This window comes from Arthrobacter sp. AB6, assembly GCF_031844545.1.
In the GTDB taxonomy this organism is placed as follows: domain Bacteria; phylum Actinomycetota; class Actinomycetes; order Actinomycetales; family Micrococcaceae; genus Arthrobacter.
On the sequence record NZ_JAUZVL010000006.1, the window covers coordinates 72,963 to 98,469 of the forward strand.

General features: G+C 62.4%; 26 protein-coding genes. 3 read left to right on the forward strand and 23 right to left on the reverse strand.

Annotated elements, in window-relative coordinates; genetic code table 11:
* Nucleotides 1-83: 83 nt before the first annotated feature.
* The 14 genes from rplE to rpsJ form a co-directional block, all read right to left on the reverse strand.
* Nucleotides 84-665, reverse strand: a complete 582-nt coding sequence (gene rplE / locus Q9R30_RS06745; protein ID WP_102975105.1) for a 50S ribosomal protein L5 — start codon at nt 663-665, stop codon at nt 84-86.
* Nucleotides 665-1,027 (reverse strand): 50S ribosomal protein L24, encoded by a 363-nt coding sequence (gene rplX / locus Q9R30_RS06750; protein ID WP_102975106.1) that lies wholly within the window; start codon nt 1,025-1,027, stop codon nt 665-667. The genes rplE and rplX overlap by 1 nt, the downstream gene beginning before the upstream one ends.
* 3 nt (nt 1,028-1,030) lie before the next feature.
* A complete protein-coding gene (gene rplN / locus Q9R30_RS06755; protein WP_009358299.1) occupies nt 1,031-1,399 on the reverse strand; it encodes a 50S ribosomal protein L14 in 369 nt (122 codons plus the stop codon).
* Nucleotides 1,400-2,035: 636 nt separating this feature from the next.
* The gene (gene rpsQ / locus Q9R30_RS06760; RefSeq protein WP_013601827.1) at nt 2,036-2,341 is read right to left on the reverse strand and encodes a 30S ribosomal protein S17; all 306 of its coding nucleotides are present in this window, start codon (nt 2,339-2,341) and stop codon (nt 2,036-2,038) included.
* Entirely contained in the window at nt 2,338-2,667 is a 330-nt protein-coding gene (gene rpmC / locus Q9R30_RS06765; protein WP_013601828.1) for a 50S ribosomal protein L29, read from the reverse strand. The genes rpsQ and rpmC overlap by 4 nt, the downstream gene beginning before the upstream one ends.
* Nucleotides 2,668-2,669: 2 nt before the next feature.
* Nucleotides 2,670-3,086 carry a 50S ribosomal protein L16 gene (gene rplP, locus Q9R30_RS06770; RefSeq protein ID WP_013601829.1) on the reverse strand — a complete coding sequence of 139 codons (417 nt, stop codon included), beginning with the start codon at nt 3,084-3,086 and terminating at the stop codon, nt 2,670-2,672.
* Complete coding sequence (rpsC, locus tag Q9R30_RS06775; RefSeq protein WP_104998633.1) at nt 3,087-3,932, reverse strand: 30S ribosomal protein S3; 846 nt, start codon at nt 3,930-3,932, stop codon at nt 3,087-3,089.
* The gene (gene rplV, locus Q9R30_RS06780; protein WP_009358304.1) at nt 3,933-4,298 is read right to left on the reverse strand and encodes a 50S ribosomal protein L22; all 366 of its coding nucleotides are present in this window, start codon (nt 4,296-4,298) and stop codon (nt 3,933-3,935) included.
* A 38-nt stretch (nt 4,299-4,336) separates the two neighbouring features.
* Nucleotides 4,337-4,618, reverse strand: coding sequence for a 30S ribosomal protein S19 (rpsS, locus tag Q9R30_RS06785; RefSeq protein WP_003803803.1), 282 nt, complete (start codon nt 4,616-4,618; stop codon nt 4,337-4,339).
* A 12-nt stretch (nt 4,619-4,630) separates the two neighbouring features.
* Nucleotides 4,631-5,470: a 50S ribosomal protein L2 gene (gene rplB / locus Q9R30_RS06790; RefSeq protein WP_104998634.1), complete on the reverse strand. Its 840-nt coding sequence runs from the start codon at nt 5,468-5,470 to the stop codon at nt 4,631-4,633.
* Nucleotides 5,471-5,499: 29 nt separating this feature from the next.
* Complete coding sequence (gene rplW, locus Q9R30_RS06795) at nt 5,500-5,805, reverse strand: 50S ribosomal protein L23 (RefSeq protein ID WP_102975110.1); 306 nt, start codon at nt 5,803-5,805, stop codon at nt 5,500-5,502.
* On the reverse strand, nt 5,802-6,425 hold the full coding sequence (rplD, locus tag Q9R30_RS06800; RefSeq protein WP_104998635.1) for a 50S ribosomal protein L4: 624 nt from the start codon (nt 6,423-6,425) through the stop codon (nt 5,802-5,804). Before rplD ends, rplW begins: the two co-directional genes overlap by 4 nt.
* Before the next feature lie 4 nt (nt 6,426-6,429).
* Nucleotides 6,430-7,080, reverse strand: a complete 651-nt coding sequence (rplC, locus tag Q9R30_RS06805; RefSeq protein WP_013601833.1) for a 50S ribosomal protein L3 — start codon at nt 7,078-7,080, stop codon at nt 6,430-6,432.
* A gap of 17 nt (nt 7,081-7,097) precedes the next feature.
* Nucleotides 7,098-7,406: a 30S ribosomal protein S10 gene (gene rpsJ / locus Q9R30_RS06810; protein ID WP_003803825.1), complete on the reverse strand. Its 309-nt coding sequence runs from the start codon at nt 7,404-7,406 to the stop codon at nt 7,098-7,100.
* Between the two features lie 410 nt (nt 7,407-7,816).
* Here rpsJ and Q9R30_RS06815 point away from each other — a divergent pair, with 410 nt between their 5' ends.
* On the forward strand, nt 7,817-9,253 hold the full coding sequence (locus Q9R30_RS06815) for a GH1 family beta-glucosidase (protein WP_311217142.1): 1,437 nt from the start codon (nt 7,817-7,819) through the stop codon (nt 9,251-9,253).
* Nucleotides 9,254-9,278: 25 nt separating this feature from the next.
* On the opposite strand, the gene Q9R30_RS06820 is transcribed toward Q9R30_RS06815, so the two are convergent.
* The 7 genes from Q9R30_RS06820 to rpoB all read right to left on the reverse strand — a co-directional run bounded on the left by Q9R30_RS06820 (nt 9,279) and on the right by rpoB (nt 21,920).
* Complete coding sequence (locus Q9R30_RS06820; protein WP_267895214.1) at nt 9,279-9,404, reverse strand: hypothetical protein; 126 nt, start codon at nt 9,402-9,404, stop codon at nt 9,279-9,281.
* 101 nt (nt 9,405-9,505) lie between these two features.
* Nucleotides 9,506-10,696 carry an elongation factor Tu gene (gene tuf / locus Q9R30_RS06825; protein WP_104998637.1) on the reverse strand — a complete coding sequence of 397 codons (1,191 nt, stop codon included), beginning with the start codon at nt 10,694-10,696 and terminating at the stop codon, nt 9,506-9,508.
* Nucleotides 10,697-10,960: 264 nt separating this feature from the next.
* Nucleotides 10,961-13,075: an elongation factor G gene (fusA, locus tag Q9R30_RS06830; protein WP_104998638.1), complete on the reverse strand. Its 2,115-nt coding sequence runs from the start codon at nt 13,073-13,075 to the stop codon at nt 10,961-10,963.
* Between the two features lie 69 nt (nt 13,076-13,144).
* Nucleotides 13,145-13,615, reverse strand: coding sequence for a 30S ribosomal protein S7 (gene rpsG / locus Q9R30_RS06835; RefSeq protein ID WP_026531948.1), 471 nt, complete (start codon nt 13,613-13,615; stop codon nt 13,145-13,147).
* A gap of 1 nt (nt 13,616) precedes the next feature.
* On the reverse strand, nt 13,617-13,991 hold the full coding sequence (gene rpsL / locus Q9R30_RS06840) for a 30S ribosomal protein S12 (protein ID WP_009358312.1): 375 nt from the start codon (nt 13,989-13,991) through the stop codon (nt 13,617-13,619).
* Nucleotides 13,992-14,411: 420 nt separating this feature from the next.
* Complete coding sequence (locus tag Q9R30_RS06845; RefSeq protein ID WP_104998639.1) at nt 14,412-18,311, reverse strand: DNA-directed RNA polymerase subunit beta'; 3,900 nt, start codon at nt 18,309-18,311, stop codon at nt 14,412-14,414.
* A 99-nt stretch (nt 18,312-18,410) separates the two neighbouring features.
* Nucleotides 18,411-21,920: a DNA-directed RNA polymerase subunit beta gene (gene rpoB, locus Q9R30_RS06850; protein ID WP_104999808.1), complete on the reverse strand. Its 3,510-nt coding sequence runs from the start codon at nt 21,918-21,920 to the stop codon at nt 18,411-18,413.
* Nucleotides 21,921-22,381: 461 nt separating this feature from the next.
* Between rpoB and Q9R30_RS06855 the strand changes: the two genes are divergently transcribed.
* Together Q9R30_RS06855 and Q9R30_RS06860 are read left to right on the forward strand one after the other, a co-directional pair.
* Nucleotides 22,382-23,581: an acetyl-CoA C-acetyltransferase gene (locus Q9R30_RS06855; RefSeq protein ID WP_311217202.1), complete on the forward strand. Its 1,200-nt coding sequence runs from the start codon at nt 22,382-22,384 to the stop codon at nt 23,579-23,581.
* Entirely contained in the window at nt 23,581-24,078 is a 498-nt protein-coding gene (locus Q9R30_RS06860) for a YbaK/EbsC family protein (RefSeq protein WP_311217143.1), read from the forward strand. The genes Q9R30_RS06855 and Q9R30_RS06860 overlap by 1 nt, the downstream gene beginning before the upstream one ends.
* Before the next feature lie 137 nt (nt 24,079-24,215).
* Here Q9R30_RS06860 and rplL read toward each other — a convergent pair whose 3' ends face one another.
* Together rplL and rplJ are read right to left on the reverse strand one after the other, a co-directional pair.
* On the reverse strand, nt 24,216-24,593 hold the full coding sequence (gene rplL, locus Q9R30_RS06865) for a 50S ribosomal protein L7/L12 (protein WP_013601842.1): 378 nt from the start codon (nt 24,591-24,593) through the stop codon (nt 24,216-24,218).
* 77 nt (nt 24,594-24,670) lie between these two features.
* Nucleotides 24,671-25,252, reverse strand: a complete 582-nt coding sequence (gene rplJ / locus Q9R30_RS06870; protein WP_104998642.1) for a 50S ribosomal protein L10 — start codon at nt 25,250-25,252, stop codon at nt 24,671-24,673.
* Nucleotides 25,253-25,507: the final 255 nt, after the last annotated feature.

A 25,507-nucleotide genomic window follows, 5' to 3' on the forward strand; every position in this document is an offset into this window, starting at 1 on the left:
TTGCCCTTCCTCGTAACGGTTTCCGCGGCGCAGCTTTCCTGACGGAGTCAGGACCGTGCCGCCGGACCTTTTACGTAGTTAGATTAGTCTTCGGCCTTGAACGGGAAACCAAGCGCCTTGAGCAGCGCGCGGCCTTCGTCATCGGTCTTGGCAGTGGTAACAACCGTGATGTCCATACCGCGGACGCGGTCGATCTTGTCCTGGTCGATCTCGTGGAACATAACCTGCTCGGTCAGACCGAAGGTGTAGTTGCCGTTGCCATCGAACTGCTTGCCGGAGAGACCGCGGAAGTCCCTGATTCGGGGCAGTGCCAGGGTGACAAGACGATCCAGGAATTCCCACATGCGGTCGCCACGCAGGGTAGCGTGCGCACCGATGGGCATGCCTTCGCGCAGCTTGAACTGTGCGATCGACTTGCGGGCCTTGGTTACCTGCGGCTTCTGGCCGGTGATCTGGGTGAGGTCGCGGACAGCGCCGTCGATCAGCTTGGAGTCCTTGGCGGCATCTCCAACACCCATGTTCACAACGACCTTCACGAGGCGGGGAACCTGGTTGACGTTCTGGTACTTGAATTCCTCAATGAGCGTGCTCTTGATGGATTCGGCGTACTTGGTCTTCAGACGAGGAACGATCTTCGTTGCCGGAGTCTCGAGAGTCTCAGTCATTAGATGTCCTTCCCTGAGCTCTTGGCCACGCGGATGCGGACTTCGCGCTGCTTGCCGTTACGCTCAACGGTCTCAGTGCGGAAGCCGACGCGGGTGGGCTTCTTGGTGGACGGGTCAACCAGAGCCACGTTGGAGATGTGGATCGGGGCTTCAACAACCTCGATGCCACCGGTCTTGGTGCCGCGCTGCGACTGACCGACCTTGGTGTGCTTGGTTACGCGGTTAACGCCTTCAACCAACACGCGGTTGGTGTCGGTGAAAACACGCAGGACCTTGCCCTGCTTGCCGCGGTCGCCGCCGCGCTCAGCCTTGGCGCCAGTGATGACCTGAACGAGGTCACCCTTCTTGATCTTAGAAGCCATGGACTAGAGCACCTCCGGAGCCAGAGAAACGATCTTCATGAACTTCTTGTCACGGAGTTCACGACCAACCGGTCCGAAGATACGGGTACCGCGGGGGTCACCGTCGCCCTTCAGGATCACAGCTGCGTTCTCGTCAAACTTGATGTAGGAACCATCCGCACGGCGGCGTTCCTTCTTGGTACGGACGATGACTGCCTTGACAACATCGCCCTTCTTTACGTTGCCGCCCGGGATTGCATCCTTGACGGTGGCGACAATGACGTCACCGATGCCTGCGTAGCGACGGCCAGATCCACCGAGAACGCGAATGGTAAGGATTTCCTTAGCACCCGTGTTGTCGGCGACCTTGAGTCGCGACTCCTGCTGAATCACTATTTACTCCTTGCGTCGCGCCGGTTCTCAGACCGAAAATCTTCCTACGGAATGAGCCTTGCGGAACGGTTGATCGGGGTGTCTCTTGACCTGCCTGGATTTTGCCAGACCAGGCCTAAACTCCCGTGCCAGAAGCAGTTGCTCCCATCCGGTCCAGGACTGGTCCTGGGCGCAAGGGGGCACTATGCCGTGGCACGCTTGTTTACGAGGTTGATGACGGCGCACGAAAGGCGCCATACAAACTCAAAATCTTAGCACAGTTCCGCCCAGTCCCCATATCACCCCCGGCGCTCCCCCGCAAGGCGGACGACGGCGTCACGCACCGCAGCCTTTCGGCCCCCCCTGGTGCCGCTCCCCGCCGTCGGACGCTCTCTCACTTAATGCGCCATTTCCACCATCGCTCTCTCACTTTCCTGAGGGAAGTGAGAGAGCGACGGCCAAAAACCGGCGTTAAGTGAGAGAGCGTCCGGGGATAACGACGGCGTCATTAGCGGCGGCCTTTCGGCGTACCTTACATGCCACTTCCGCACGAAGCCGCAGCGCCGCCGTCGTGCGGTCACCAGGAGTACACGCTGTTAAAGCGGAAACCCCCGCTCCCAAGGGAGCAGGGGTTTCCGGTTACCGAAGCAGCAGGTGCTACTTGGCCTTCTCGAGGATCTCCACGAGCCGCCAGTTCTTGGTGGCGGACAGCGGGCGGGTCTCGGCGATAACAACGAGGTCGCCGATGCCGGCGGTGTTGTTTTCGTCGTGAGCCTTGACCTTGGAGGTACGGCGGATGACCTTGCCGTACAGGGCGTGCTTCACGCGGTCTTCAACCTGGACAACGATGGTCTTTTCCATCTTGTCAGAGACCACGTAGCCGCGACGCGTCTTGCGGTAACCGCGCTGCTCAGCCGTGGCTGCGGTAGCAGTTTCCGTCACGTTCTCGTCCTTTTCACTCACTTGGCATCCTCCTCGGTCTCAACCGTTTCAGCCGGCTCGGCCTTCTTGGTTGCGGCCTTCTTGGACTTCTTCTCTTCCTTGGCTTCCACAACCGGTGCGGCAACCTCGGCACGAATGCCCAGCTCGCGCTCACGGAGAACGGTGTAGATGCGGGCGATGTCCTTCTTTACCGCCCGCAGACGACCGTGGTTCTCCAGCTGTCCGGTGGCGGACTGGAAACGCAGGTTGAACAGCTCTTCCTTGGCCTTGCGGAGTTCTTCAACGAGACGCTCGTTGTCGAAACCGTCCAGCTGTGCGGGAGCCAGATCCTTGGATCCTACTGCCATTTCTATTCACCACCTTCGCGACGCAGAATGCGTGCCTTCAACGGGAGCTTGTGGATTGCCAGGCGCAGTGCCTCGCGGGCTACCGATTCCTCGACACCGGAGATCTCGAAGAGAACCCGGCCCGGCTTGACGTTTGCGACCCACCATTCCGGTGAACCCTTACCGGAACCCATGCGGGTTTCGGCAGGCTTCTTGGTCAGGGGACGGTCCGGGTAGATGTTGATCCAGACCTTACCGCCACGCTTGATGTGGCGGGTCATCGCGATACGGGCAGACTCGATCTGACGGTTGGTGACGTATGCCGGGCTCAGGGCCTGGATGCCGTACTCACCGAAGGAGACCTTGGTGCCGCCCGTAGCAGCGCCGGAACGACCCGGGTGGTGCTGCTTACGGTGCTTGACTCGACGTGGGATAAGCATTTAAGCCTGTCCTCCTTCTACAGCCTGTGCCGGTGCGGCAGCAGCTGCCTCGGCTGCCGGAGCCTCGGCAGCAGGAGCTGCGTCGGCGGCCGGGCGGTCGTTGCGACGGCGGCGGTCACCACGGTCAGCGCCACCCGGGCGGCCCGGACGGTCGCTGGGACCGCGGCCACGGGACGGGGCGGAAGCGGCCTGCTGGGCCAGTTCCTTGGCGGTGACGTCACCCTTGTAGATCCAGACCTTCACGCCGATGCGGCCGAAGGTGGTCTTGGCCTCGTAGAAGCCGTAGTCGATGTTCGCACGGAGGGTGTGCAGGGGCACACGGCCTTCGCGGTAGAACTCCGAGCGGGACATTTCAGCGCCACCCAGTCGACCGGAGCAGGCGATACGGATGCCCTTGGCACCTGCACGCTGCGCGGACTGCATGGCCTTCTTCATCGCGCGGCGGAACGCCACACGTGAAGTCAGCTGCTCAGCAACGCCCTGGGCAACAAGCTGGGCTTCCATCTCGGGGTTCTTGACCTCGAGGATGTTCAGCTGGACCTGCTTGCCGGTGAGCTTTTCGAGCTCGCCGCGGATGCGGTCTGCTTCTGCTCCACGGCGGCCGATGACGATGCCGGGACGGGCCGTGTGGATGTCCACGCGGACGCGGTCACGGGTGCGCTCGATCTCAACCTTGGCGATACCGGCGCGCTCCATGCCCGTGGACATGAGCTGGCGGATGCGGATGTCTTCGCGAACGAAGTCCTTGTACCGCTGGCCGGCCTTGGTGCTGTCAGCGAACCAGTGCGATACGTGATCGGTGGTGATGCCGAGTCGGAACCCGTGCGGGTTTACTTTCTGTCCCACTTAGCGAGCCTCCTCTTTCTCCGGGGTAGCGACTACCACGGTGATGTGGCTGGTGCGCTTCTTGATCTGAAATGCACGACCCTGGGCACGCGGCTGGAACCGCTTCATGGTCGGGCCTTCATCAACAAACGCTTCGCTGATGATGAGGTCACCTTCGTCAAACGCCACGCCGTCGCGGTCCGCGAGGACCCGGGCGTTGGAGATTGCCGACTGTACTACCTTGAATACCGGCTCCGAAGCTGCCTGGGGGGCAAACTTCAGAATTGCCAGAGCCTCATTCGCTTGCAATCCACGAACAAGGTTGACGACGCGCCGGGCCTTCATAGGCGTTACGCGGATGTGGCGCGCAATTGCCTTGGCTTCCATTGCTTTCCTTCTCTCGTCTTTGACGTAAGTGCAGGCGCCTAGCGGCGCTTGCCCTTACGGTCGTCCTTGACATGGCCGCGGAATGTCCGCGTGGGAGCGAATTCGCCGAGCTTGTGCCCGACCATCGACTCAGTGACAAACACCGGAATGTGCTTGCGTCCGTCGTGTACGGCGATCGTGTGTCCGAGCATGTCGGGGATGATCATCGAACGGCGGGACCAGGTCTTGATGACGTTCTTGGTGCCCTTTTCGTTTTCCCTGGCTACCTTCACAAAGAGGTGCTGGTCGACGAAAGGACCTTTTTTCAGGCTGCGTGGCATGTGTCCAGGCTCCTATCGCTTGTTCTTGCCAGTACGACGGCGACGAACAATAAGCTTGTCGCTCTCTTTGTTGGGGCGGCGGGTGCGGCCTTCCCGCTGACCGTTGGGGTTGACGGGGTTACGTCCACCGGACGTCTTACCCTCACCACCACCGTGCGGGTGGTCAACCGGGTTCATGGCGACACCACGGACGGTCGGGCGGACGCCCTTCCAGCGCATGCGGCCAGCCTTGCCCCAGTTGATGTTCGACTGCTCGGCGTTGCCGACCTCGCCGACGGTTGCGCGGCAGCGCACGTCAACGTTGCGGATTTCGCCGGAAGGCAGACGCAGCTGGGCGAACCGGCCTTCCTTGGCAACAAGCTGGATGGATGCACCGGCGGACCGGCCCATCTTGGCGCCGCCACCCGGACGCAGTTCAACTGCGTGGATAACGGTACCCACGGGGATGTTACGCAGGGGCAGGTTGTTGCCAGGCTTGATGTCAGCGTTGGCGCCGGCTTCTACGAAGTCACCCTGGGCAAGCTTGTTCGGGGCGATGATGTAACGCTTGGTGCCATCAACGTAGTGCAGGAGGGCGATGCGAGCCGTACGGTTCGGATCGTACTCAATTTCAGCAACGCGGGCGTCCACGCCGTCCTTGTCGTGACGACGGAAGTCGATCAGACGGTACTGGCGCTTGTGTCCGCCACCCTTGTGACGGGTGGTGATCTTACCGGTGTTGTTACGGCCGCCCTTTTTGGGCAGCGGACGTACCAACGACTTTTCCGGCGTTGACCGCGTGATTTCGGTGAAGTCCGCTACGCTCGAGCCACGACGGCCCGGGGTAGTCGGCTTGTATTTACGGATTCCCATAATTTATTTCCTCGTTAAAGTGGTCTCCGCTACGAGAGCGGACCGCCGAAGATGTCGATGGTGCCTTCTTTGAGGGTGACAATCGCACGCTTGGTGTTCTTGCGGGTACCCCATCCGAATTTGGTGCGCTTGCGCTTACCGGCACGGTTGATGGTGTTGATCGAGTCGACCTTGACGGAGAAGATTTTCTCCACGGCCAGCTTGATCTCGGTCTTGTTCGACCGGGGGTCCACCAGGAAGGTGTACTTGCCCTCGTCGATCAGGCCGTAGCTCTTTTCCGACACGACGGGTGCAAGCACGACGTCGCGGGGATCCTTGATGGTGGCTGCACTCACTTGGCATCCTCCTCATTCTTTGCCACTGCCTTGCCGGCAACGAATGCGTCGTAGGCAGCCTTGGTGAAGACAACGTCATCAGACACGAGAACGTCGTAGGTGTTCAGCTGGTCTGCGTACAGAACGTGAACACCGGCGAGGTTGCGCACGGACAGTGCAGCAACATCGTTGGCGCGCTCGATGACGACCAGCAGGTTCTTGCGGTCGGAGACGCCGCGCAGCGCTGCAAGTGCAGCCTTGGCGGAGGGCTTGGAGCCTTCTACCAGCTCGGCGACAACGTGGATGCGTCCGTTGCGTGCCCGGTCAGACAGTGCGCCGCGCAGTGCAGCAGCAATCATCTTCTTGGGAGTGCGCTGGCTGTAGTCACGCGGGGTGGGACCGTGGACAACGCCACCGCCGGTCATGTGGGGAGCACGGATTGAACCCTGACGGGCGCGGCCGGTGCCCTTCTGCTTGAACGGCTTGCGTCCTGCACCGGAAACTTCAGCGCGGGTCTTGGTCTTGTGGGTACCCTGGCGAGCAGCAGCGAGCTGGGCAACGACAACCTGGTGCAGCAGCGGCACGTTGGTCTGAACGTCGAAGATCTCTGCAGGCAGGTCAACCTGGACAGTGTTAGCCATTGGACTAGGCTCCCTTCACGGCGGTGCGTACGAGGACGACCTGGCCGCGGGCGCCGGGAACGGCACCCTTGATAAGGAGCAGCGACTTCTCGACGTCAACCGCGTGAACCGTGAGATTCAGCGTGGTGTGACGAACGGCGCCCATGCGGCCGGCCATTTTCATGCCCTTGAAGACGCGGCTCGGGGTGGATGCGCCACCGATTGAACCGGGCTTACGGTGGTTCTTGTGGGCACCGTGGGAAGCTCCAACGCCGTGGAAGCCGTGACGCTTCATAACACCGGCGAAGCCCTTACCCTTGGTGGTGCCGATGACGTCGATCTTCTGGCCGGCTTCGAAGACCTCTACGGAGAGCTCCTGGCCCAGCTCGTACTCAGCAGCATCTGCGGTACGGAGTTCGACGACGTGGCGGCGAGGCGTGACGCCTGCCTTTTCAAAGTGACCAGCCAGCGGCTTGGTGACCTTGCGGGGATCGATCTGGCCGTAGCCGATCTGAACGGCGACGTAGCCATCAGCTTCTGCGTTGCGCAGCTGGGTGATGACGTTCGAATCTGCCTGGACCACAGTGACGGGGATGAGCTTGTTGTTCTCGTCCCAGACCTGGGTCATGCCGAGCTTCGTGCCCAGCAGGCCCTTTACGTTACGGGTTGCGGTCATAGTCTCTCAGCACCTCCCTACAGCTTGATTTCGATGTTCACGTCAGCCGGCAGGTCGAGACGCATGAGCGAGTCAACAGCCTTCGGCGTGGGATCGATGATGTCGATAAGACGCTTGTGCGTGCGCATTTCGAAGTGCTCGCGGCTGTCCTTGTACTTGTGCGGAGAGCGGATCACGCAGTACACGTTCTTCTCCGTAGGCAGCGGCACGGGGCCCACTACCGTTGCGCCTGCGCGCGTGACCGTCTCAACGATCTTCCGTGCTGAAACGTCAATGACCTCGTGGTCGTATGACTTCAGCCGGATGCGGATTTTTTGTCCCGCCATGTCGCCTGACTCTCTTTCAGTCTGTGCTTCCCCTGGTTAGGGCTGCCCTGTTCATTTCTCGTTGTATGGCTGCCGAAGCATTTGAAGTCGTAACTACCACCCGCCGCACAAACTGAATCCGGATGAATCCGGGTTCCTCACCTTGCCGGCGCAACCGACCCCCGCGGTCGGGCGTGTCGCGCTCTGCACGCATACAAATCCGCTATTCCATGGGGAGTGGGTTATGTTTGGTCTTCCACTTGGACCCTGGCATCCGGCATTATCCGGATCGGGACGCGAAGAAGCGCTTGAACAACTCATCTAGTATGCCGGAATTTGGCGGCAGAAGCGAATCGGCGGTCCTGACGCCCGCCTTGGGCCGCCCGCCCGGGGCCATTGCCCCCGGTCCTTGCCGAATGGATGATAGGGGCATGACCCTCGAACGCACTGAATCGGCGACGGAACTCGCCAGCCGCATGCCGCCGTCGTTCACTTTAGGGGTGGCCGCCGCCGCCTTCCAGATTGAAGGAGCATTGGCCGACGGCGGGCGCGGGCCCTCCGGCTGGGACGCCTTCGCCGAAAAGCCCGGCGCCATCGTGGACGGCCACTCCCCCGCCGTGGCGTGCGACCATTACAACAGGCTGCCGGAGGACGTGGCCCTGCTGCAGGATCTTGGGGTGGATTCCTACCGCTTCTCACTGTCCTGGCCGAGGATCCAACCCGAAGGGCGCGGCGGTTTCAACAAAGAAGGCCTGGACTTCTACGACCGGCTCCTGGATCACCTGCTCGCGGCCGGGATCAGCCCCATGGCCACGCTCTACCACTGGGATACCCCGCTGCCGCTGGAACACGGCGGCGGCTGGATGAACCGGGAGACAGCCGAGCGCTTCGGCGAATATGCCAGTGCCGCGGGCAAACGGTTCGGGGACCGGGTGGCGCAGTGGGTCACCTTGAACGAGCCCGTCTCGGTGACCCTGAACGGTTATGCCCTGGGCGTTCATGCCCCCGGCCATGCGCTGATGTTCGATGCCCTCCCGTCCATCCACCACCAACTGCTGGCCCACGGCCTCGGTGCCCAGGCCCTGCGGGCGGCCGGCGTAACCGGAGGCATCGGGGTGACCAACCTGCACGCCCCTGTGCGGCCCGCCAGCGGCAAGATAGGTGACCGGCTCGTGGCCCACCTCTATGACCTGCTGATGAACAGGATCTACGCAGATCCCGTGCTGCTGGGCCGCTACCCGAAGCTTCCCCTGTATGCCAAGCCGTGGCTGCGCTCTATCGGAAAGATCTCCGATGCCGATCTGCGCACCATCCACCAGCCACTGGACTTCTACGGCCTGAACTACTATTTCCCCGTGAAGGTTGCGTTGGGACGCGGCACGGCATCAATCCCGGCAGACGTCCACAAAGCGGTGGCCAGGCTCCCCTTCCACGAGGTGGGCTACCCGGAATACGACAGCACCGGATTTGGTTGGCCTGTGGCCCCGGACCACCTGGGTGTCCTGCTGAAGGAGCTCCACGACCGGTACGGCGAAGTTTTGCCGCCGGTGTTCATCACCGAGGGCGGCGCAAGCTTCCCGGAGCCCGAGACGGTGTCAGGAACGTTGCAGGACGAGGCGCGGGTGCGCTATTTGGCCACGCATCTCGGGGCGGCCCTTGATGCCACGGCGCCGGACGGGATCGCCTCCGGCGTGGACCTCCGCGGCTACTACGTGTGGACCCTCATGGACAACTTCGAGTGGGCGGCCGGATATTCACAACGCTTCGGACTGGTCCATGTGGACTTTGACACCCTGGCGCGCACGCCGAAACAGTCCTTCTACTGGTACCAGGCACTCAGCCGTGCGAGGAAGGCGCGCAGGACCTAGTTTGCGGTAAGGCTGCCGGGAGCCGCTACAACTTTTTGTTTGCCCTGTTAATGCGTTTCGCGCGGTCGATCTCGTGGCGGAAATGCCTCTTGGCCCAAAACACGCCGGCCACGACGGCAACAGCGATGATCAGGAAAATTAGCCAGGTCACGGTGGACTCCTTTCGGTCCAGCAACACTATCAGGGCGGCGTTAACGGAAAAGAACAGCCCCGCTGCAGTAGCAGCGGGGCTGTTCTTCAGTTCAACAAGAATTACTTGATGATCTTGGTAACGCGTCCTGAACCAACGGTGCGGCCGCCTTCGCGGATTGCGAAGCCGAGGCCCTCTTCCATTGCGATCGGCTGGATGAGCGCAACGGTCATCTCAGTGTTGTCGCCAGGCATAACCATTTCCGTGCCCTCGGGCAGGGTGATAACGCCGGTTACGTCCGTGGTACGGAAGTAGAACTGCGGGCGGTAGTTGGAGTAGAACGGGTTGTGACGTCCGCCTTCGTCCTTGGAGAGGATGTAGACGTTAGCCTCGAAGTCGGTGTGCGGGGTGATGGAACCCGGCTTGACAACAACCTGGCCACGCTCGACATCGTCGCGCTTCAGACCGCGGAGCAGGAGGCCACAGTTCTCGCCGGCCCATGCTTCGTCGAGCTGCTTGTGGAACATCTCGATACCGGTAACCGTGGTCTTCTGGACCGGGCGGATGCCGACGATCTCGACCTCGGAGTTGATGGCGAGGGTTCCACGCTCGGCGCGGCCCGTAACAACGGTGCCACGGCCGGTGATGGTGAAGACGTCCTCGATCGGCATCAGGAAGGGCTTGTCGCGGTCGCGGATGGGGTCCGGAACGGACTCGTCCACAGCAGCCATCAGGTCCTCAACGGACTTGACCCACTCGGGGTCGCCTTCGAGGGCCTTGAGGCCGGAAACGCGCACAACCGGTGCTTCGTCGCCATCGAAGCCCTGCGAGCTGAGGAGCTCACGAACTTCCATTTCAACGAGGTCCAGCAGTTCCTCATCGTCAACCATGTCGGCCTTGTTCAGGGCGACCAGCAGGTAGGGAACACCAACCTGGCGGGCGAGCAGAACGTGCTCGCGGGTCTGTGCCATGGGGCCATCGGTCGCAGCAACCACGAGGATTGCGCCGTCCATCTGGGCAGCACCGGTGATCATGTTCTTGATGTAGTCAGCGTGACCGGGAGCGTCTACGTGTGCGTAGTGGCGCTTCTCGGTCTGGTACTCCACGTGGGAGATGTTGATGGTAATACCACGCTGACGCTCTTCGGGAGCAGAGTCGATCGACGCGAAGTCGCGCTTCTCGTTGAGATCCGGGTACTTGTCGTACAGCACCTTGGAAATGGCGGCCGTCAACGTCGTCTTACCGTGGTCAACGTGACCAATGGTGCCGATGTTAACGTGCGGCTTAGTCCGCTCGAACTTTGCCTTTGCCACAGGTTCCTCCTAGAACGTTTTCAAATGACGTACCCTTCAGCCGCGCTTGTCGCGGCGGAAACTCAGGTAAGTCTACTTGGGGGGCTTTGGATTGGTGAAATTGCAGATTCAGGAACTAATACTAGTGCCTTGAGCCTGTTCGTGCAGATGGCCGAAACCCGGCTTGACCGGATGAATCCGACCGGCCCGGCCACCTGCACCGGCTGCGCTGTCCGCTTCCGGCAGGCGCACCCGAGGTTGTTCGCTTAGAAAAGTCCCAGGGGACTATTCGCCACGGCTCTTCTGGATGATCTCGTCGGCAACAGCCTTCGGGACCTCGGCGTAGCTGTTGAACGTCATGGAGTACACAGCACGGCCCTGGGTCTTGGAGCGCAGGTCACCGATGTAGCCGAACATGCCGGACAGCGGGACGTGTGCACGGATGACCTTGACGCCCTGTGCATCTTCCATGGACTGCATCTGGCCACGGCGGGAGTTGAGGTCACCAATAACTTCACCCATGTATTCCTCAGGGGTGCGGACCTCGACATCCATCAGCGGTTCGAGCAGAACAGGGTTCGCCTTGCGTGCGGCTTCCTTGAAAGCCATACGGCCGGCGATCTTGAACGCCATTTCCGAGGAGTCGACATCGTGGTATGCGCCGTCAACCAGCGTTGCCTTGATGCCAACAACCGGGTAGCCGGCCAGGACACCGTCGTTCAGCGCATCCTGGATACCAGCGTCAACCGACGGGATGTACTCGCGGGGAACGCGGCCACCGGTGACCTTGTTCTCGAACTCGTACAGCTCGCCCTCGGCAGTGTCCAGCGGCTCGATCGCAATCTGGATCTTTGCGAACTGGCCCGAACCACCGGTCTGCTTCTTGTGCGTGTAGTCGTGACGCTCCACAGCACGCTTGATGGTTTCGCGGTAGGCGACCTGCGGCTTGCCCACGTTGGCCTCGACCTTGAACTCGCGGCGCATGCGGTCCACCAGGATGTCCAGGTGAAGCTCGCCCATGCCGGCGATGATGGTCTGGCCGGTGTCTTCGTTGAGGGACACCTGGAAGGTGGGGTCCTCAGCGGAGAGCTTCTGGATGGCCGTGGAGAGCTTCTCCTGGTCACCCTTGGTGTTCGGCTCGATGGCAACCGAGATCACGGGCTCCGGGAAGCTCATGGACTCGAGGACGATCTGGTTCGCGGAATCACACAGGGTGTCGCCCGTGGTGGTGTCCTTCAGGCCGATGGCTGCGTAGATGTGGCCCGCGGTAGCGCCCTCAACGGGCATTTCCTTGTTGGCGTGCATCTGGAACAGCTTGCCGATGCGCTCCTTCTTGCCCTTGGTGGAGTTAACCACCTGCGCGCCTGCCTCCACGTGACCTGAGTACACGCGGATGAAGGTCAGCTGGCCGAAGAACGGGTGCGCAGCAATCTTGAAGGCCAGTGCGGAGAACGGCTCTTCGGAGGACGGCTTGCGGGTCAGTTCCTTCTCTTCGTCGCGAGGATCGTGGCCGATCATCGGCGGGACGTCAAGCGGGTTCGGCAGGTAGTCCACAACTGCATCGAGCATGGGCTGGACGCCACGGTTCTTGAATGCGGAACCGCAGAAGATCGGGTACAGCTCGGAGTTGATCGTCATCTTGCGGATGCCGGCCTTGAGCTCGTCGATCGAGATCTCTTCGCCCTCAAGGTACTTCTCCATGAGTTCTTCGGAGGACTCGGCGACGGTCTCAACGAGGTTCGCGCGGTACTCCTCAGCCTTTGCCTGGAGGTCGGCCGGGATCTCGCGGATCTCGTACTTGGCACCCATGGTCACGTCGCCCTTGGCGTCGCCGGGCCACACGAGGGCGCGCATGTAGAGCAGGTCCACAACACCGATGAAGTCGTTCTCTGCACCGATCGGCAGCTGCATGACCAGCGGCTTGGCGCCGAGGCGGCTGATGATGGTGTCTACGGTGAAGTAGAAGTCGGCACCGAGTTTGTCCATCTTGTTGACGAAGCAGATGCGCGGAACGTTGTACTTGTCAGCCTGGCGCCAAACGGTCTCAGACTGCGGCTCAACGCCTTCCTTGCCATCGAAAACGGCAACGGCACCGTCGAGGACGCGCAGGGAGCGCTCAACCTCAACGGTGAAGTCAACGTGGCCGGGGGTGTCGATGATGTTGATCTGGTTGTTCTCCCAGAAGCAGGTCACGGCGGCAGACGTGATGGTGATGCCGCGTTCCTTTTCCTGTTCCATCCAGTCAGTGGTCGAAGCGCCGTCGTGCGTTTCGCCGATCTTGTGGTTCACACCCGTGTAGAACAGGATGCGCTCGGTGGTGGTGGTCTTGCCGGCATCAATGTGGGCCATGATGCCGATGTTGCGGACCTTACTAAGGTCGGTAAGCACGTCCTGTGCCACGGGGTCTCCTTTTGGGATTGACTACGCGTTCGCCGCCGGCTCGGTTGAGCCGGCGGCGCCCGGGGAGTATTACCAGCGGTAGTGTGCGAAGGCCTTGTTGGACTCGGCCATCTTGTGGGTGTCTTCGCGACGCTTCACAGCGGCACCGAGACCGTTGGATGCATCCAGGATTTCGTTCTGGAGGCGCTCGGTCATCGTCTTTTCGCGGCGGGCCTTGGAGTAGCCAACCAGCCAACGCAGTGCGAGGGCGGTGGAGCGGCCCGGCTTGACCTCGACCGGAACCTGGTAGGTTGCGCCACCAACACGGCGTGAGCGGACCTCAAGGGAAGGCTTGACGTTGTCCATGGCCTTCTTGAGGGCTGCTACGGGGTCGCCGCCGGACTTGGCACGGGCGCCTTCGAGGGCACCGTAGACGATGCGCTCTGCAGTGGACTTCTTGCCGTCAACGAGCACCTTGTTGATGAGCTGGGTGACCAGCGGGGAGCCGTAAACGGGATCTAGTACGAGCGGCCGCTTGGGGGCCGGACCCTTGCGAGGCATATTACTTCTTCTCCATCTTTGCGCCGTAGCGGCTGCGTGCCTGCTTACGGTTCTTGACACCCTGGGTATCGAGGGCGCCACGGACGATCTTGTAGCGGACACCCGGAAGGTCCTTCACACGACCACCGCGAACGAGCACAATGGAGTGCTCCTGCAGGTTGTGGCCAACACCGGGGATGTAGGCGGTAACTTCCACGCCGCCGTTGAGGCGCACACGGGCCACCTTACGCAGAGCCGAGTTCGGCTTCTTCGGGGTGGTGGTGTAGACGCGGGTGCAGACACCGCGGCGCATGGGGCTGCCCTTAAGCGCGGGAGCCTTGGTCTTTGAGACCTTAGGCGTGCGGCCCTTGCGGACCAGCTGGTTAATCGTAGGCACTCTCGTGTTCTCCGTTTTATCCGGAGTGGCCGCTTCCGGCCACTCTCCTTTGCGTTGCCCCGCCGCCCGGGCCTTGAAGAAGTTCTCCATGGCGGCGAAGGCGAAGCCTTAATAGTCGGATCGCATCCAAGGAACTGACTCGCGTCTTCAATGGCCCCTAGGCATGCAAAAATGTGGCATACGTTGCACAAGAACCCTGCAAACCGGAAACGTCGCTCTGGTTCAGCCTTTCAGCTGGTACCGGCGCACTCATCCACTGCCACAATAACAATTGGTAACAAGTCTAGCATGGACGGGCTCCACGCCTTAATCAGGCCGTACTCCCCCGGTGCACCCGGGCTTAAACAGCAACGCGGGGTCACTACGTGCCCAATCCGGGGTGCGGATTGGGCCGTAAGTGACCCCGCGTTGCTTTAGGGGTTAGCGGAAGTCGTTGCCGAGATCGTAGTCATCCAGCGGGATGGCGTGGAACTCGGGAGCTCCATCCCCACCCAGGGTGTCGTACGAGAAGTCACTGAACGCGCTGGGGCCGGTGAACAGGTTGGCCTTTGCTTCTTCAGTGGGCTCCACGGTGACCTCGGTGTAGCGCGGGAGGCCCGTGCCGGCCGGGATCAGCTTACCGATGATCACGTTCTCCTTGAGGCCCAGCAGCGGATCGCTCTTGCCCTCCATGGCCGCCTGCGTCAGGACGCGGGTGGTCTCCTGGAAGGATGCTGCGGACAGCCAGGACTCAGTGGCCAGCGACGCCTTGGTGATACCCATGAGCTCAGGACGTCCGGATGCCGGAGTCTTGCCCTCGGACACAACGCGGCGGTTGGCATCCTCGAAGCGGCTGCGCTCGGCGAGCTCGCCGGGCAGCAGGTCCGATTCGCCGGACTCGATGACCGTGACGCGGCGCAGCATCTGGCGGACGATAACCTCGACGTGCTTGTCGTGGATACCGATGCCCTGGCTGCGGTACACGCCCTGGACCTCGTCCACCAGGAACTTCTGTGCTGCACGCGGGCCCATGATGCGCAGGACCTGCTTGGGATCCACCGGTCCGTTGATCAGCTTCTGGCCGACGGTGACGTGGTCGCCATCCTCGATCAGCAGGCGTGAACGGCGCAGGACCGGGTACGCGATCTCTTCGGTTCCGTCATCGGGAGTGATGACCAGGCGCATCTGGCGCTCGGACTCTTCGATGGTGATGCGGCCGGCTGCTTCGGCAATCGGCGCGACACCCTTCGGAGTACGGGCTTCGAAGAGCTCCTGGATACGGGGCAGACCCTGGGTGATGTCGTCGCCACCGCTGGCGGAGACTGCACCACCGGTGTGGAACGTACGCATGGTCAGCTGGGTACCGGGCTCACCAATGGACTGTGCGGCGATGATGCCCACGGCCTCACCGATGTCCACGGTCTTGCCGGTGGCCAGCGAACGGCCGTAGCAGAGGGCGCAGGTGCCGACGCTGGACTCACAGGTGAGCACGGAGCGGACCTTGACCTCGGTGATGCCTGCCTTGAAGAGCTCATCGATGACCACGTCACCGCAGTCGGTGCCGGCGGCCGCAAGGACCTTGCCCGTGGAGTCCACGACGTCGACGGCGAGGGTGCGTGCGTAGGCACTGTTCTCGACGTTCTCGTCCAGGACCAGCTCACCGTTGGAATCGGCGACGGCGATGGGCGTGACCAGGCCACGCTCGGTGCCGCAGTCCTCTTCGCGGACGATGACGTCCTGGGACACGTCCACAAGGCGACGGGTCAGGTAACCCGAGTTTGCGGTACGCAACGCGGTGTCAGCCAGGCCCTTACGGGCACCGTGCGTGGCGATGAAGTACTCCAGCACCGACAGGCCCTCGCGGTAGGAGGACTTGATGGGACGCGGGATGATTTCACCCTTCGGGTTGGCCACCAGGCCACGGATACCCGCGATCTGGCGGACCTGCATCCAGTTACCACGTGCACCGGAGGACACCATGCGGTTGATGGTGTTCATCGGCGACAGGCTGTCGCGCATTGCCTGGGCGATCTCGTTGGTTGCCTTGTTCCAGATCTCGATCAGTTCCTGGCGACGCTCGTCGTCGTCGATCAGGCCCTTGTCGTACTGGCCCTGGATCTTGGCAGCGCGTTCCTCGTAACCGGCGAGGATCTCAGGCTTTGCGGCCGGAACCTCGATGTCCGAGATGGCGACGGTAACGCCCGAGCGGGTGGCCCAGTAGAAACCGGCATCCTTGAGGTTGTCCAGCGTTGCCGCGGTGACGACCTTCGGGTAGCGCTCGGCGAGGTCGTTGACGATGCGGGACAGTTCGCCCTTGTCGGCAACAGCCTCAACCCACGGGTAGTCCTCGGGCAGGGTCTCGTTGAAGAGAACCTGGCCCAGGGAGGTCTGGACGAGTGCCGGCTGGCCCGGCTCCCAGCCTTCCGGAGCTTCCCAGCCGGCGTACGGCACGAAGCCTTCGAGGCGGATCTTGACCTGCGAGTTCAGGTGCAGCTCGCGGGCGTCGAACGCCATGATGGCCTCTGCGACCGAGCCGAAGATGCGGCCTTCACCGGCCGAGCCCTTCCGCTTGGTGGTCAGGTGGTAGAGGCCGATGATCATATCCTGCGACGGCAGGGTGACCGGGCGTCCGTCAGAGGGCTTCAGGATGTTGTTGGAGGACAGCATCAGGATGCGGGCTTCAGCCTGGGCTTCGGGGCTCAGCGGCAGGTGGACTGCCATCTGGTCGCCGTCGAAGTCGGCGTTGAAGGCGCCACAAACCAGCGGGTGGAGCTGGATTGCCTTGCCTTCAACAAGCTGCGGCTCGAAGGCCTGGATGCCGAGGCGGTGCAGGGTGGGTGCACGGTTGAGCAGCACCGGGTGTTCGGTGATGATCTCTTCCAGCACGTCCCAGACCTGCGGACGGTAACGCTCAACCATGCGCTTGGCCGACTTGATGTTCTGGGCGTGGTTGAGGTCAACCAGGCGCTTCATCACGAACGGCTTGAAGAGCTCCAGCGCCATCTGCTTGGGCAGGCCGCACTGGTGCAGCTTCAGCTGCGGACCGACGACAATGACCGAACGGCCCGAGTAGTCGACGCGCTTGCCCAGGAGGTTCTGGCGGAAACGGCCCTGCTTGCCCTTGAGCATGTCGCTCAGGGACTTCAGCGGACGGTTGCCCGGTCCGGTGACCGGACGGCCGCGGCGGCCGTTGTCGAAGAGGCTGTCAACAGCTTCCTGAAGCATGCGCTTCTCGTTGTTGACGATGATCTCCGGAGCACCGAGGTCAAGCAGGCGCTTGAGGCGGTTGTTGCGGTTGATCACGCGGCGGTACAGGTCGTTGAGGTCGGAGGTCGCGAAGCGGCCGCCGTCCAGCTGGACCATGGGGCGCAGTTCCGGCGGGATCACCGGGACGGCGTCGAGGACCATGCCAAGCGGGCTGTTGTTGGTGGTCAGGAACGCGTTGACCACTTTCAGGCGCTTCAGGGCGCGGGTCTTGCGCTGGCCCTTGCCGTTGGCAATGATGTCGCGCAGCAGGTCCGACTCGGCCTGCATGTCGAAGCTCTCAAGGCGCTTCTTGATGGCTTCGGCACCCATGGAGCCTTCGAAGTACATGCCGTAGCGGTCGCGCAGCTCACGGTACAGGCCTTCGTCACCTTCGAGGTCTGCGACCTTGAGGTTCTTGAAGCGGTCCCAGACCTGCTCGAGGCGCTCGATGTCGGCGTCCGCGCGCTTGCGCACGTTGGCCATCTGGCGGTCCGCGGAGTCGCGGGCCTTCTTCTTGTCGGCAGCCTTCGCGCCTTCGCCTTCGAGGCGGGCGATTTCGCCTTCGAGGTCGCGGGCGATCGCCGCGATGTCGGAGTCGCGGTTGTCGATGAGCTGCTTCTTCTCGATGTCGTGCTCAACCTGCAGGTTGGGCAGTTCCTCGTGGCGGGCGGCTTCATCAACGCTGGTGATCATGTAGGCGGCGAAGTAGATGACCTTTTCGAGGTCCTTCGGCGCCAGGTCAAGGAGGTAGCCCAGGCGTGAGGGAACACCCTTGAAGTACCAGATGTGCGTGACCGGAGCGGCCAGTTCGATGTGGCCCATGCGTTCGCGGCGGACCTTTGCGCGCGTGACTTCAACGCCACAACGCTCACAGATGATGCCCTTGAAGCGCACGCGCTTGTACTTGCCGCAGTAGCATTCCCAGTCCCGGGAGGGGCCGAAGATCTTCTCGCAGAAGAGGCCGTCCTTCTCGGGCTTGAGCGTGCGGTAGTTGATGGTTTCCGGCTTCTTAACCTCGCCGTAAGACCAGCCGCGGATGTCTTCCGCGGTGGCGAGGCCGATCTGCATGAGGCCGAAGGAGGATTCGCTGGACATATGGTCCCTGTTCTCTCTTGTTCTCTAAATTCTGAAGTCTTGGGTGCGGGATGAGGAAGGAGGACGACGACGGGCACCGGCCCGTCGTCGTCGGACTCCTTAGACCTCTTCTACGGAACTGGGCTCTGCACGGGACAGATCGATACCCAGTTCCTCCGCAGCCGTGAAGACTGCGTCATCAGAGTCACGCATTTCAATTGTGGTTCCGTCCGTGGAGAGGACTTCCACGTTCAGGCACAGCGACTGCATTTCCTTGATCAAGACCTTGAAGGACTCGGGAACGCCCGGCTCGGGGATGTTCTCGCCCTTGACGATGGCTTCGTATACCTTCACGCGGCCATGGATGTCGTCAGACTTGATGGTGAGGAGCTCCTGGAGCGTGTAGGCGGCGCCGTAAGCTTCGAGCGCCCACACTTCCATTTCACCGAAGCGCTGGCCACCGAACTGTGCCTTACCACCCAGCGGCTGCTGCGTGATCATGGAGTACGGGCCGGTGGAGCGCGCGTGGATCTTGTCGTCCACCAGGTGGTGGAGCTTCAGGATGTACATGTAGCCGACCGAGATCGGATCCGGGAACGGCTCGCCGGAGCGGCCGTCGAACAGGCGGGTCTTGCCGGAGGAGTTGATCAGGCGTTCGCCGTCACGCGTCACGTTGGTGGAGTCGAGCAGGCCCGTGATTTCCTCTTCGCGGGCGCCGTCGAACACCGGCGTTGCAACAGTGGTCTGGCCACTCTCGCGCGGCAGGTTCGGCAGCTGCTTGACCCATTCGGGCTCGCCTTCGATCTTCCAACCGGTCTTGGCAACCCAGCCGAGGTGCGTCTCGAGCACCTGGCCCACGTTCATACGGCCCGGAACACCCAGCGGGTTCAGGACGATGTCAACGGGGGTACCGTCGGCCAGGAAGGGCATGTCCTCAACGGGGAGGATCTTGGAGATGACACCCTTGTTGCCGTGGCGGCCGGCGAGCTTGTCGCCGTCGGTGATCTTGCGCTTGGCAGCGACGTAGACGCGGACCAGCTGGTTGACGCCCGGGGGCAGCTCGTCGTCGTTGTCGCGGTCGAAGACGCGCACGCCGATGACCGTGCCGGACTCCCCGTGGGGCACCTTCAGGGAGGTGTCGCGCACTTCGCGGGACTTCTCGCCGAAGATCGCGCGCAGCAGGCGCTCTTCCGGGGTCAGCTCGGTTTCACCCTTCGGGGTGACCTTTCCGACCAGGATGTCGCCGGCTTCAACCTCGGCACCGATGTGGATGATGCCGCGCTCGTCCAGGCCCGCCAGGACTTCCTCGGACACGTTGGGGATGTCACGGGTGATTTCCTCGGCACCAAGCTTGGTGTCGCGGGCATCGATCTCGTGCTCCTCGATGTGGATGGAGGAAAGAACGTCCTCGGCAACAATGCGCTGCGAGAGGATGATGGCGTCCTCGAAGTTGTGGCCTTCCCATGACATGAATGCCACGAGCAGGTTCTTGCCGAGGGCGAGCTCGCCCTGGTCCGTTGCCGGACCGTCGGCGATGATGCCGCCAACTTCCAGGCGCTGGCCTTCGTTCACCAGGACACGGTGGTTGTAGCAGTTGCCCTGGTTGGAGCGGGCGAACTTGTTGATGCGGTAGTTGGTCTCGGTGCCGTCGTCGTTGAGCATGATGACGAGCTCGGCGGAAACCTCGGTGACCACACCGGCCTTCTTCGCGATGACAACGTCACCGGCGTCGACGGCTGCGGCGCGCTCCATGCCGGTGCCCACGAACGGAGCCTCGGAACGGACCAGCGGCACGGCCTGGCGCTGCATGTTGGCACCCATGAGTGCGCGGTTGGCATCGTCGTGCTCGAGGAACGGGATCAGGGCGGTAGCCACGGACACCATCTGGCGCGGGGAAACGTCCATGAACTCGACGTCTGCGGCGGGAACGAGGACAGGCTCGCCTCCACCACCGCGGGCACGGACCAGGACGGTCTCTTCGGCGAACTTCTTGTTCTCGTCCAGCGGCGCGTTGGCCTGGGCGATCAGCACTTCGGCCTCGTCGTCGGCCGTCAGGTACTGGACGTCATCGGAAACGACGCCGTCCTTGACCAGGCGGTACGGGGTCTCGATGAAGCCGAACGGGTTGATGCGTCCGTAGGAAGCCAGCGAACCGATCAGGCCGATGTTCGGGCCTTCAGGGGTTTCGATGGGGCACATACGTCCGTAGTGGGACGGGTGCACGTCACGGACTTCCATGCCGGCGCGGTCACGGGACAGACCACCGGGGCCAAGCGCGGACAGGCGGCGCTTGTGGGTCAGGCCCGAGAGCGGGTTGTTCTGGTCCATGAACTGCGAGAGCTGGGAGGTTCCGAAGAACTCCTTGATCGCGGCGACCACGGGGCGGATGTTGATCAGGGTCTGCGGCGTGATGGCCTCGACGTCCTGGGTGGTCATACGCTCGCGGACAACGCGCTCCATGCGGGACAGGCCGGTGCGGACCTGGTTCTCGATGAGCTCGCCGACGGCGCGGATGCGGCGGTTGCCGAAGTGGTCGATGTCGTCGATTTCGACGCGCAGGTCCACCTCCTGGCCATCGCGGGTGCCCTTGATGGTCTTCTCGCCGGCGTGCAGCGCGACGAGGAACTTGATCATGGCAACGATGTCTTCAACGTGCAGGACCGAAGCTTCCTTGTCGCCAAGGGAGCGGTCGATGCCAAGCTTGCGGTTGATCTTGTAGCGGCCAACCTTGGCCAGATCGTAGCGCTTGGAGTTGAAGTACAGGTTGTCCAGCAGCGACTGGGCGGCCTCGACGGTGGGCGGCTCGCCCGGGCGCAGCTTCCGGTAGATGTCAAGCAACGCGTCTTCGCGGGTTTCGGTGGCGTCCTTCTCCAGGGTTGCCCGCATGGAGTCGTACTGGCCGAACTCCTCGAGGATCTGGCCTTCGGTCCAGCCGAGGGCCTTGAGCAGGACCGTGACGGACTGCTTGCGCTTGCGGTCGAGGCGCACGCCGACCTGGTCGCGCTTGTCGATTTCCAGTTCGAACCAGGCGCCGCGGGACGGGATGATCTTCGCGGTGAAGATGTCCTTGTCGCTGGTCTTGTCGGCGGCGCGCTCGAAGTAGGCGCCCGGAGAACGGACCAGCTGGGAGACGACGACACGCTCGGTGCCGTTGACGACGAAGGTGCCCTTCTCGGTCATCAGCGGGAAGTCACCCATGAACACGGTCTGCTGCTTGATTTCGCCCGTGTTGTTGTTCATGAACTCGGCCTTGACGTACAGCGGAGCCGAGTATGTAGCGTCCCGGTCCTTGCACTCGGCCATGGTGTATTTGGGGTCAGCGAACTCCGGATCGGAGAAGCTCAGGGACATGGTGCCCTGGAAGTCCTCGATCGGGGAGATCTCTTCGAAGATGTCCGACAGGCCGGACGTAGTGGCGACGCTGAGATCGTTTTCTTCGACAGCCTTCGCTACGCGTGCCTGCCAGCGCTCATTTCCGACCAGCCAGTCGAAGCTGTCCGTCTGGAGGGCAAGCAGATTCGGAACGTCAAGAGGTTCGTGAATCTTTGCGAATGAGAGCCGGCGAGTGGCACCATCAGTGCTGTCGGCGGTGTTAGCGGTTTCGTTATTAGAGGTGCTCGAGGCGACCAAGAGGGATCCTTCCACAGACCTTCAGGCGTTTTCAGATCTCCCCCGCTGTGCACCCTGCGGAATGCTCCGCAGTGCTACCAGTCCGGTTCCGCTATATGACCCGGGGCCCGTGCTGACCATGCTGTGACGTTGTTGACGGCACGTTGATTGTCAGCTGCCAGGCAAAGCCCACCGCTATATGAAGGCTGAAGGTAAACAGGGAAGACGCAAATATCTACGATACGGCAAAATAACCTACATGTCTACCCCACATCCGGCCCGATTGCAAGCACCGGTTTCCGCCCAGCTCTACGGCACCATTTGAAGGGCCCCCTGAACAAGCCCCCGGGACGCCGCCCGCTTTCCGGGATGCACCTCGCTTTGCGGAATGCACCTGGCGGGACCTGCGTTTGAATAGTTAGGTGACCAGGGTCACGGTACCCTTGGTGGCCTACACCGAATACAGACCGGAAGAGATAACCATGGGCAACTCTCCTGACAACACTGACGTTGTCATACTCGCAGCAGCGCGCACACCGCAGGGCCGGATCAACGGTCAACTGGCAAGCTTCACCGCGGTGGAGCTCGGGGCCCGCGCCATCAAGGCTGCCCTGGAAGCCAGCGGCACGGACGCCGCCGACGTGGACGCCGTCATCATGGGCCAGGTGCTGCAGGCGGGCGCCGGCCAGAACCCCGCCCGGCAAAGCTCCATCGGCGCCGGCATCGGCTGGGACGTCCCTGCCGTGACCGTGAACAAGGTGTGCCTGTCCGGGCTCACCGCGGTGATCGACGCTGCCCGCCTTATCCGGGCCGGGGAGGCGGACGTTGTGGTGGCCGGCGGCCAGGAATCCATGACCCGGGCCCCGCACCTGCTGCCCGGCTCCAGGCAGGGGTGGACGTACGGCTCAATCCAGGCACTGGACGCCGCCGCCCACGATGGCCTGACTGACGCCTTCGACGGCCAGTCCATGGGCCTCTCCACCGAGACCCGCAACCTGGCCCTGGGGATCGACCGGACCTCCCAGGACAACGTCGCGGCGCAGTCCCACCAACGTGCCGCGCTGGCTGCCAAGAATGGAACGTTCGACGACGAGATCGTCCCGGTCAGCGTGAAGCAGCGCAAGGGCGACCCCATCGTGGTGTCCACGGACGAAGGGGTCCGGCCCAACACTTCCGTGGATTCCCTCGCCGGCCTGCGCGCCGCCTTCGTCACGGACGGCACCATCACCGCAGGGAACTCCTCTCCCCTGTCCGACGGGGCGGCCGCCCTTGTGCTGGCCTCCCGCGGTTATGCGGAGAAACACGGCCTTGAGTACCTTGCTGTGGTTGGGAAGCCCGGGCAGGTGGCAGGACCGGACAACTCGCTGCACTCCCAGCCGTCCAACGCCATCCGGGACGCTTTGGCACGGGCGGGCTGGACCGCTGCTGACCTCGACTTCATTGAAATCAACGAGGCCTTCGGATCGGTGGCGGTGCAGTCACTGAAGGACCTGGACTACCCGCTTGAGAGGTGCAATATCCATGGCGGGGCAATTGCGCTGGGCCATCCTATCGGGGCCTCCGGCGCCCGCCTGGCCGTGCATGCAGCCCATGAACTCAAGCGCCGCGGAACCGGCAAGGCGGCAGTGTCCCTGTGCGGCGGCGGCGGGCAGGGCGAAGCGCTCCTGCTGTACCGCGACTAATGGCGGGCCAGATCAGGAAGGACGCGGACGGCGTCGGACATGGACGCTTCCTGGCCGATGCCGCCGCCCGCGGCCTGCAGGTGGACGTCGTCGAAAGACCCGCCGCCAAAAGCCTCGAGGAAGCAGCCGGCATCCTGGGAATCACGCCGGGGGACATCGTGAAGTCGCTGGTGGTCAAGCACAAGGACGGCTCGTTCCTGTTTGCGCTGATTCCCGGCGACCGCCAGATCTCGTGGCCCAAACTGCGGACACTGGTGGGCGTCAACAAGCTGTCGCTGCCGCCCGCGGACGTGGCCCTGGATGCAACCGGCTATGAACGCGGCACCATCACCCCGCTGGGCAGCACCAAGAGCTGGCCGGTCTATGCGGACTCCACCGTGACCGGGCGCAGGATCTCGATGGGCGCAGGGGCCCACGGCTACAGTGCCTTCGTGGACGCGGACGCCCTGACCGCAGCACTGGGTGCCGTGGTCGCGGACATCAGCGACCCCGCCTGACCTCCCCGGACCCAACTAGGTAGCGCGAAGTGTCGTTTTGAACCCTCAAAACGACACTTCGCGCTACCTAGTTGGGCTGGGAACGCAAAAGCCCCGCCCACAAGATGTGGGCGGGGCTTTTCGCGGAAACGGCGTTGTTACTTGAGGGTAACGGTGGCGCCTGCAGCCTCGAGCTGCTCCTTGGCCTTCTCGGCAGCTTCCTTGGTTGCACCTTCGAGGACAGCCTTGGGAGCGCTGTCAACCAGGTCCTTTGCTTCCTTGAGGCCCAGGGAAGTGATGGCGCGAACTTCCTTGATCACTGCGATCTTCTTGTCGCCGGCTGCTTCGAGGACGACGTCGAAGTCGGTCTTTTCTTCAACCTCTTCAGCAGCTGCGCCACCGGCGGGGCCGGCAACTGCAACAGCAGCAGCGGTAACTTCGAAGGTCTCTTCGAAGAGCTTGACGAACTCGGAGAGCTCGATGATGGTCAGTTCCTTGAAAGCTTCAATGAGCTCTTCGTTGCTGAGCTTCGCCATGGTAGGCGTCCTTCCTGTTGTGGTGTTCAGCGGCACGGGGCCGGGCATCACACCGGAGTCTGGTGGGGTGAAGAGACTTAGTTCTCTTCAGCTGCGGGAGCGTCAGCCGGGGCTTCAGCTTCTGCGGCAGGTGCTTCTTCAGCGGCAGGCGCCTCGGCAGCTGCCGGTGCACCGTTCTCTTCTTCAAGCTTGAGGCGCAGTGCGTCAATGATGCGTGCAGCGGCGGCGGCAGGGGCCTTGAGGACGCCTGCAACCTTGGCGAGCTGCAGCTCACGGGACTCGAGTGCTGCCAGTGCGGCAACCTCGCTGGCGTTCAGAGCCTTGCCCTCGAAGTAGCCGGTCTTGATGACGAGCTGCTTGTTGGTCTTGGCAAAATCCGTCAGGCTCTTGGCAGCGGCAACTGCGTCACCCTTGATGAACGCGATTGCAGTGGGGCCGGAGAGCTGGTCGTTGAATGCTTCAACGCCGGCTTCCTTGGCTGCAATGGCGGTCAGGGTGTTCTTGACGACCGCGAACTTGGTGTCCTGGCCGAGAGAAACACGCAGCTGCTTGAGCTGTGCAACGGTGAGCCCGCGGTATTCGGTCAGGACAGCGGCGTTCGATTCCTTGAAATCGTTAGTGATCTCAGCTACTGCTGAAACCTTGGTAGGCGTTGCCATAACCCTCCTTCCGGGGATAGTGCCGGTATTCGACGGTCCCCGCTCAAGGTGAGCTAAAACTAAAAACGCCCCGCGCAGATGCACGGGGCTTGGCTCAACACGGATATCCCATGGAGCTGCTGCTTCGTTCACCTGCGCCGGCCGCCCTACGTTAAGGGTCCTTCGTCCAGAAACCCACTGCGCCTCCCGCGCACAACTGCAGAGTTGAGCCATGTTCGAGAGAGTGGATTTCCAACAACCGACGGTCTTTGGTCC

Coding starts and splice junctions, on each gene's coding strand:
- rpsJ (WP_003803825.1), bottom strand. CDS start 7,406: ATGGCGGGACAAAAAATCCGCATCCGGCTGAAGTCATACGACCACGAG.
- rplC (WP_013601833.1), bottom strand. CDS start 7,080: ATGACCGCAACCCGTAACGTAAAGGGCCTGCTGGGCACGAAGCTCGGC.
- rpmC (WP_013601828.1), bottom strand. CDS start 2,667: ATGGCAGTAGGATCCAAGGATCTGGCTCCCGCACAGCTGGACGGTTTC.
- rplL (WP_013601842.1), bottom strand. CDS start 24,593: ATGGCGAAGCTCAGCAACGAAGAGCTCATTGAAGCTTTCAAGGAACTG.
- Q9R30_RS06855 (WP_311217202.1), top strand. CDS start 22,382: ATGGGCAACTCTCCTGACAACACTGACGTTGTCATACTCGCAGCAGCG.
- rplP (WP_013601829.1), bottom strand. CDS start 3,086: ATGCTTATCCCACGTCGAGTCAAGCACCGTAAGCAGCACCACCCGGGT.
- rplB (WP_104998634.1), bottom strand. CDS start 5,470: ATGGGAATCCGTAAATACAAGCCGACTACCCCGGGCCGTCGTGGCTCG.
- rplX (WP_102975106.1), bottom strand. CDS start 1,027: ATGGCTTCTAAGATCAAGAAGGGTGACCTCGTTCAGGTCATCACTGGC.
- rplV (WP_009358304.1), bottom strand. CDS start 4,298: ATGGAAGCCAAGGCAATTGCGCGCCACATCCGCGTAACGCCTATGAAG.
- Q9R30_RS06845 (WP_104998639.1), bottom strand. CDS start 18,311: ATGTCCAGCGAATCCTCCTTCGGCCTCATGCAGATCGGCCTCGCCACC.
- Q9R30_RS06860 (WP_311217143.1), top strand. CDS start 23,581: ATGGCGGGCCAGATCAGGAAGGACGCGGACGGCGTCGGACATGGACGC.
- rpsG (WP_026531948.1), bottom strand. CDS start 13,615: ATGCCTCGCAAGGGTCCGGCCCCCAAGCGGCCGCTCGTACTAGATCCC.
- rpsS (WP_003803803.1), bottom strand. CDS start 4,618: ATGCCACGCAGCCTGAAAAAAGGTCCTTTCGTCGACCAGCACCTCTTT.
- rplJ (WP_104998642.1), bottom strand. CDS start 25,252: ATGGCAACGCCTACCAAGGTTTCAGCAGTAGCTGAGATCACTAACGAT.
- rplD (WP_104998635.1), bottom strand. CDS start 6,425: ATGGCTAACACTGTCCAGGTTGACCTGCCTGCAGAGATCTTCGACGTT.
- Q9R30_RS06815 (WP_311217142.1), top strand. CDS start 7,817: ATGACCCTCGAACGCACTGAATCGGCGACGGAACTCGCCAGCCGCATG.
- rplE (WP_102975105.1), bottom strand. CDS start 665: ATGACTGAGACTCTCGAGACTCCGGCAACGAAGATCGTTCCTCGTCTG.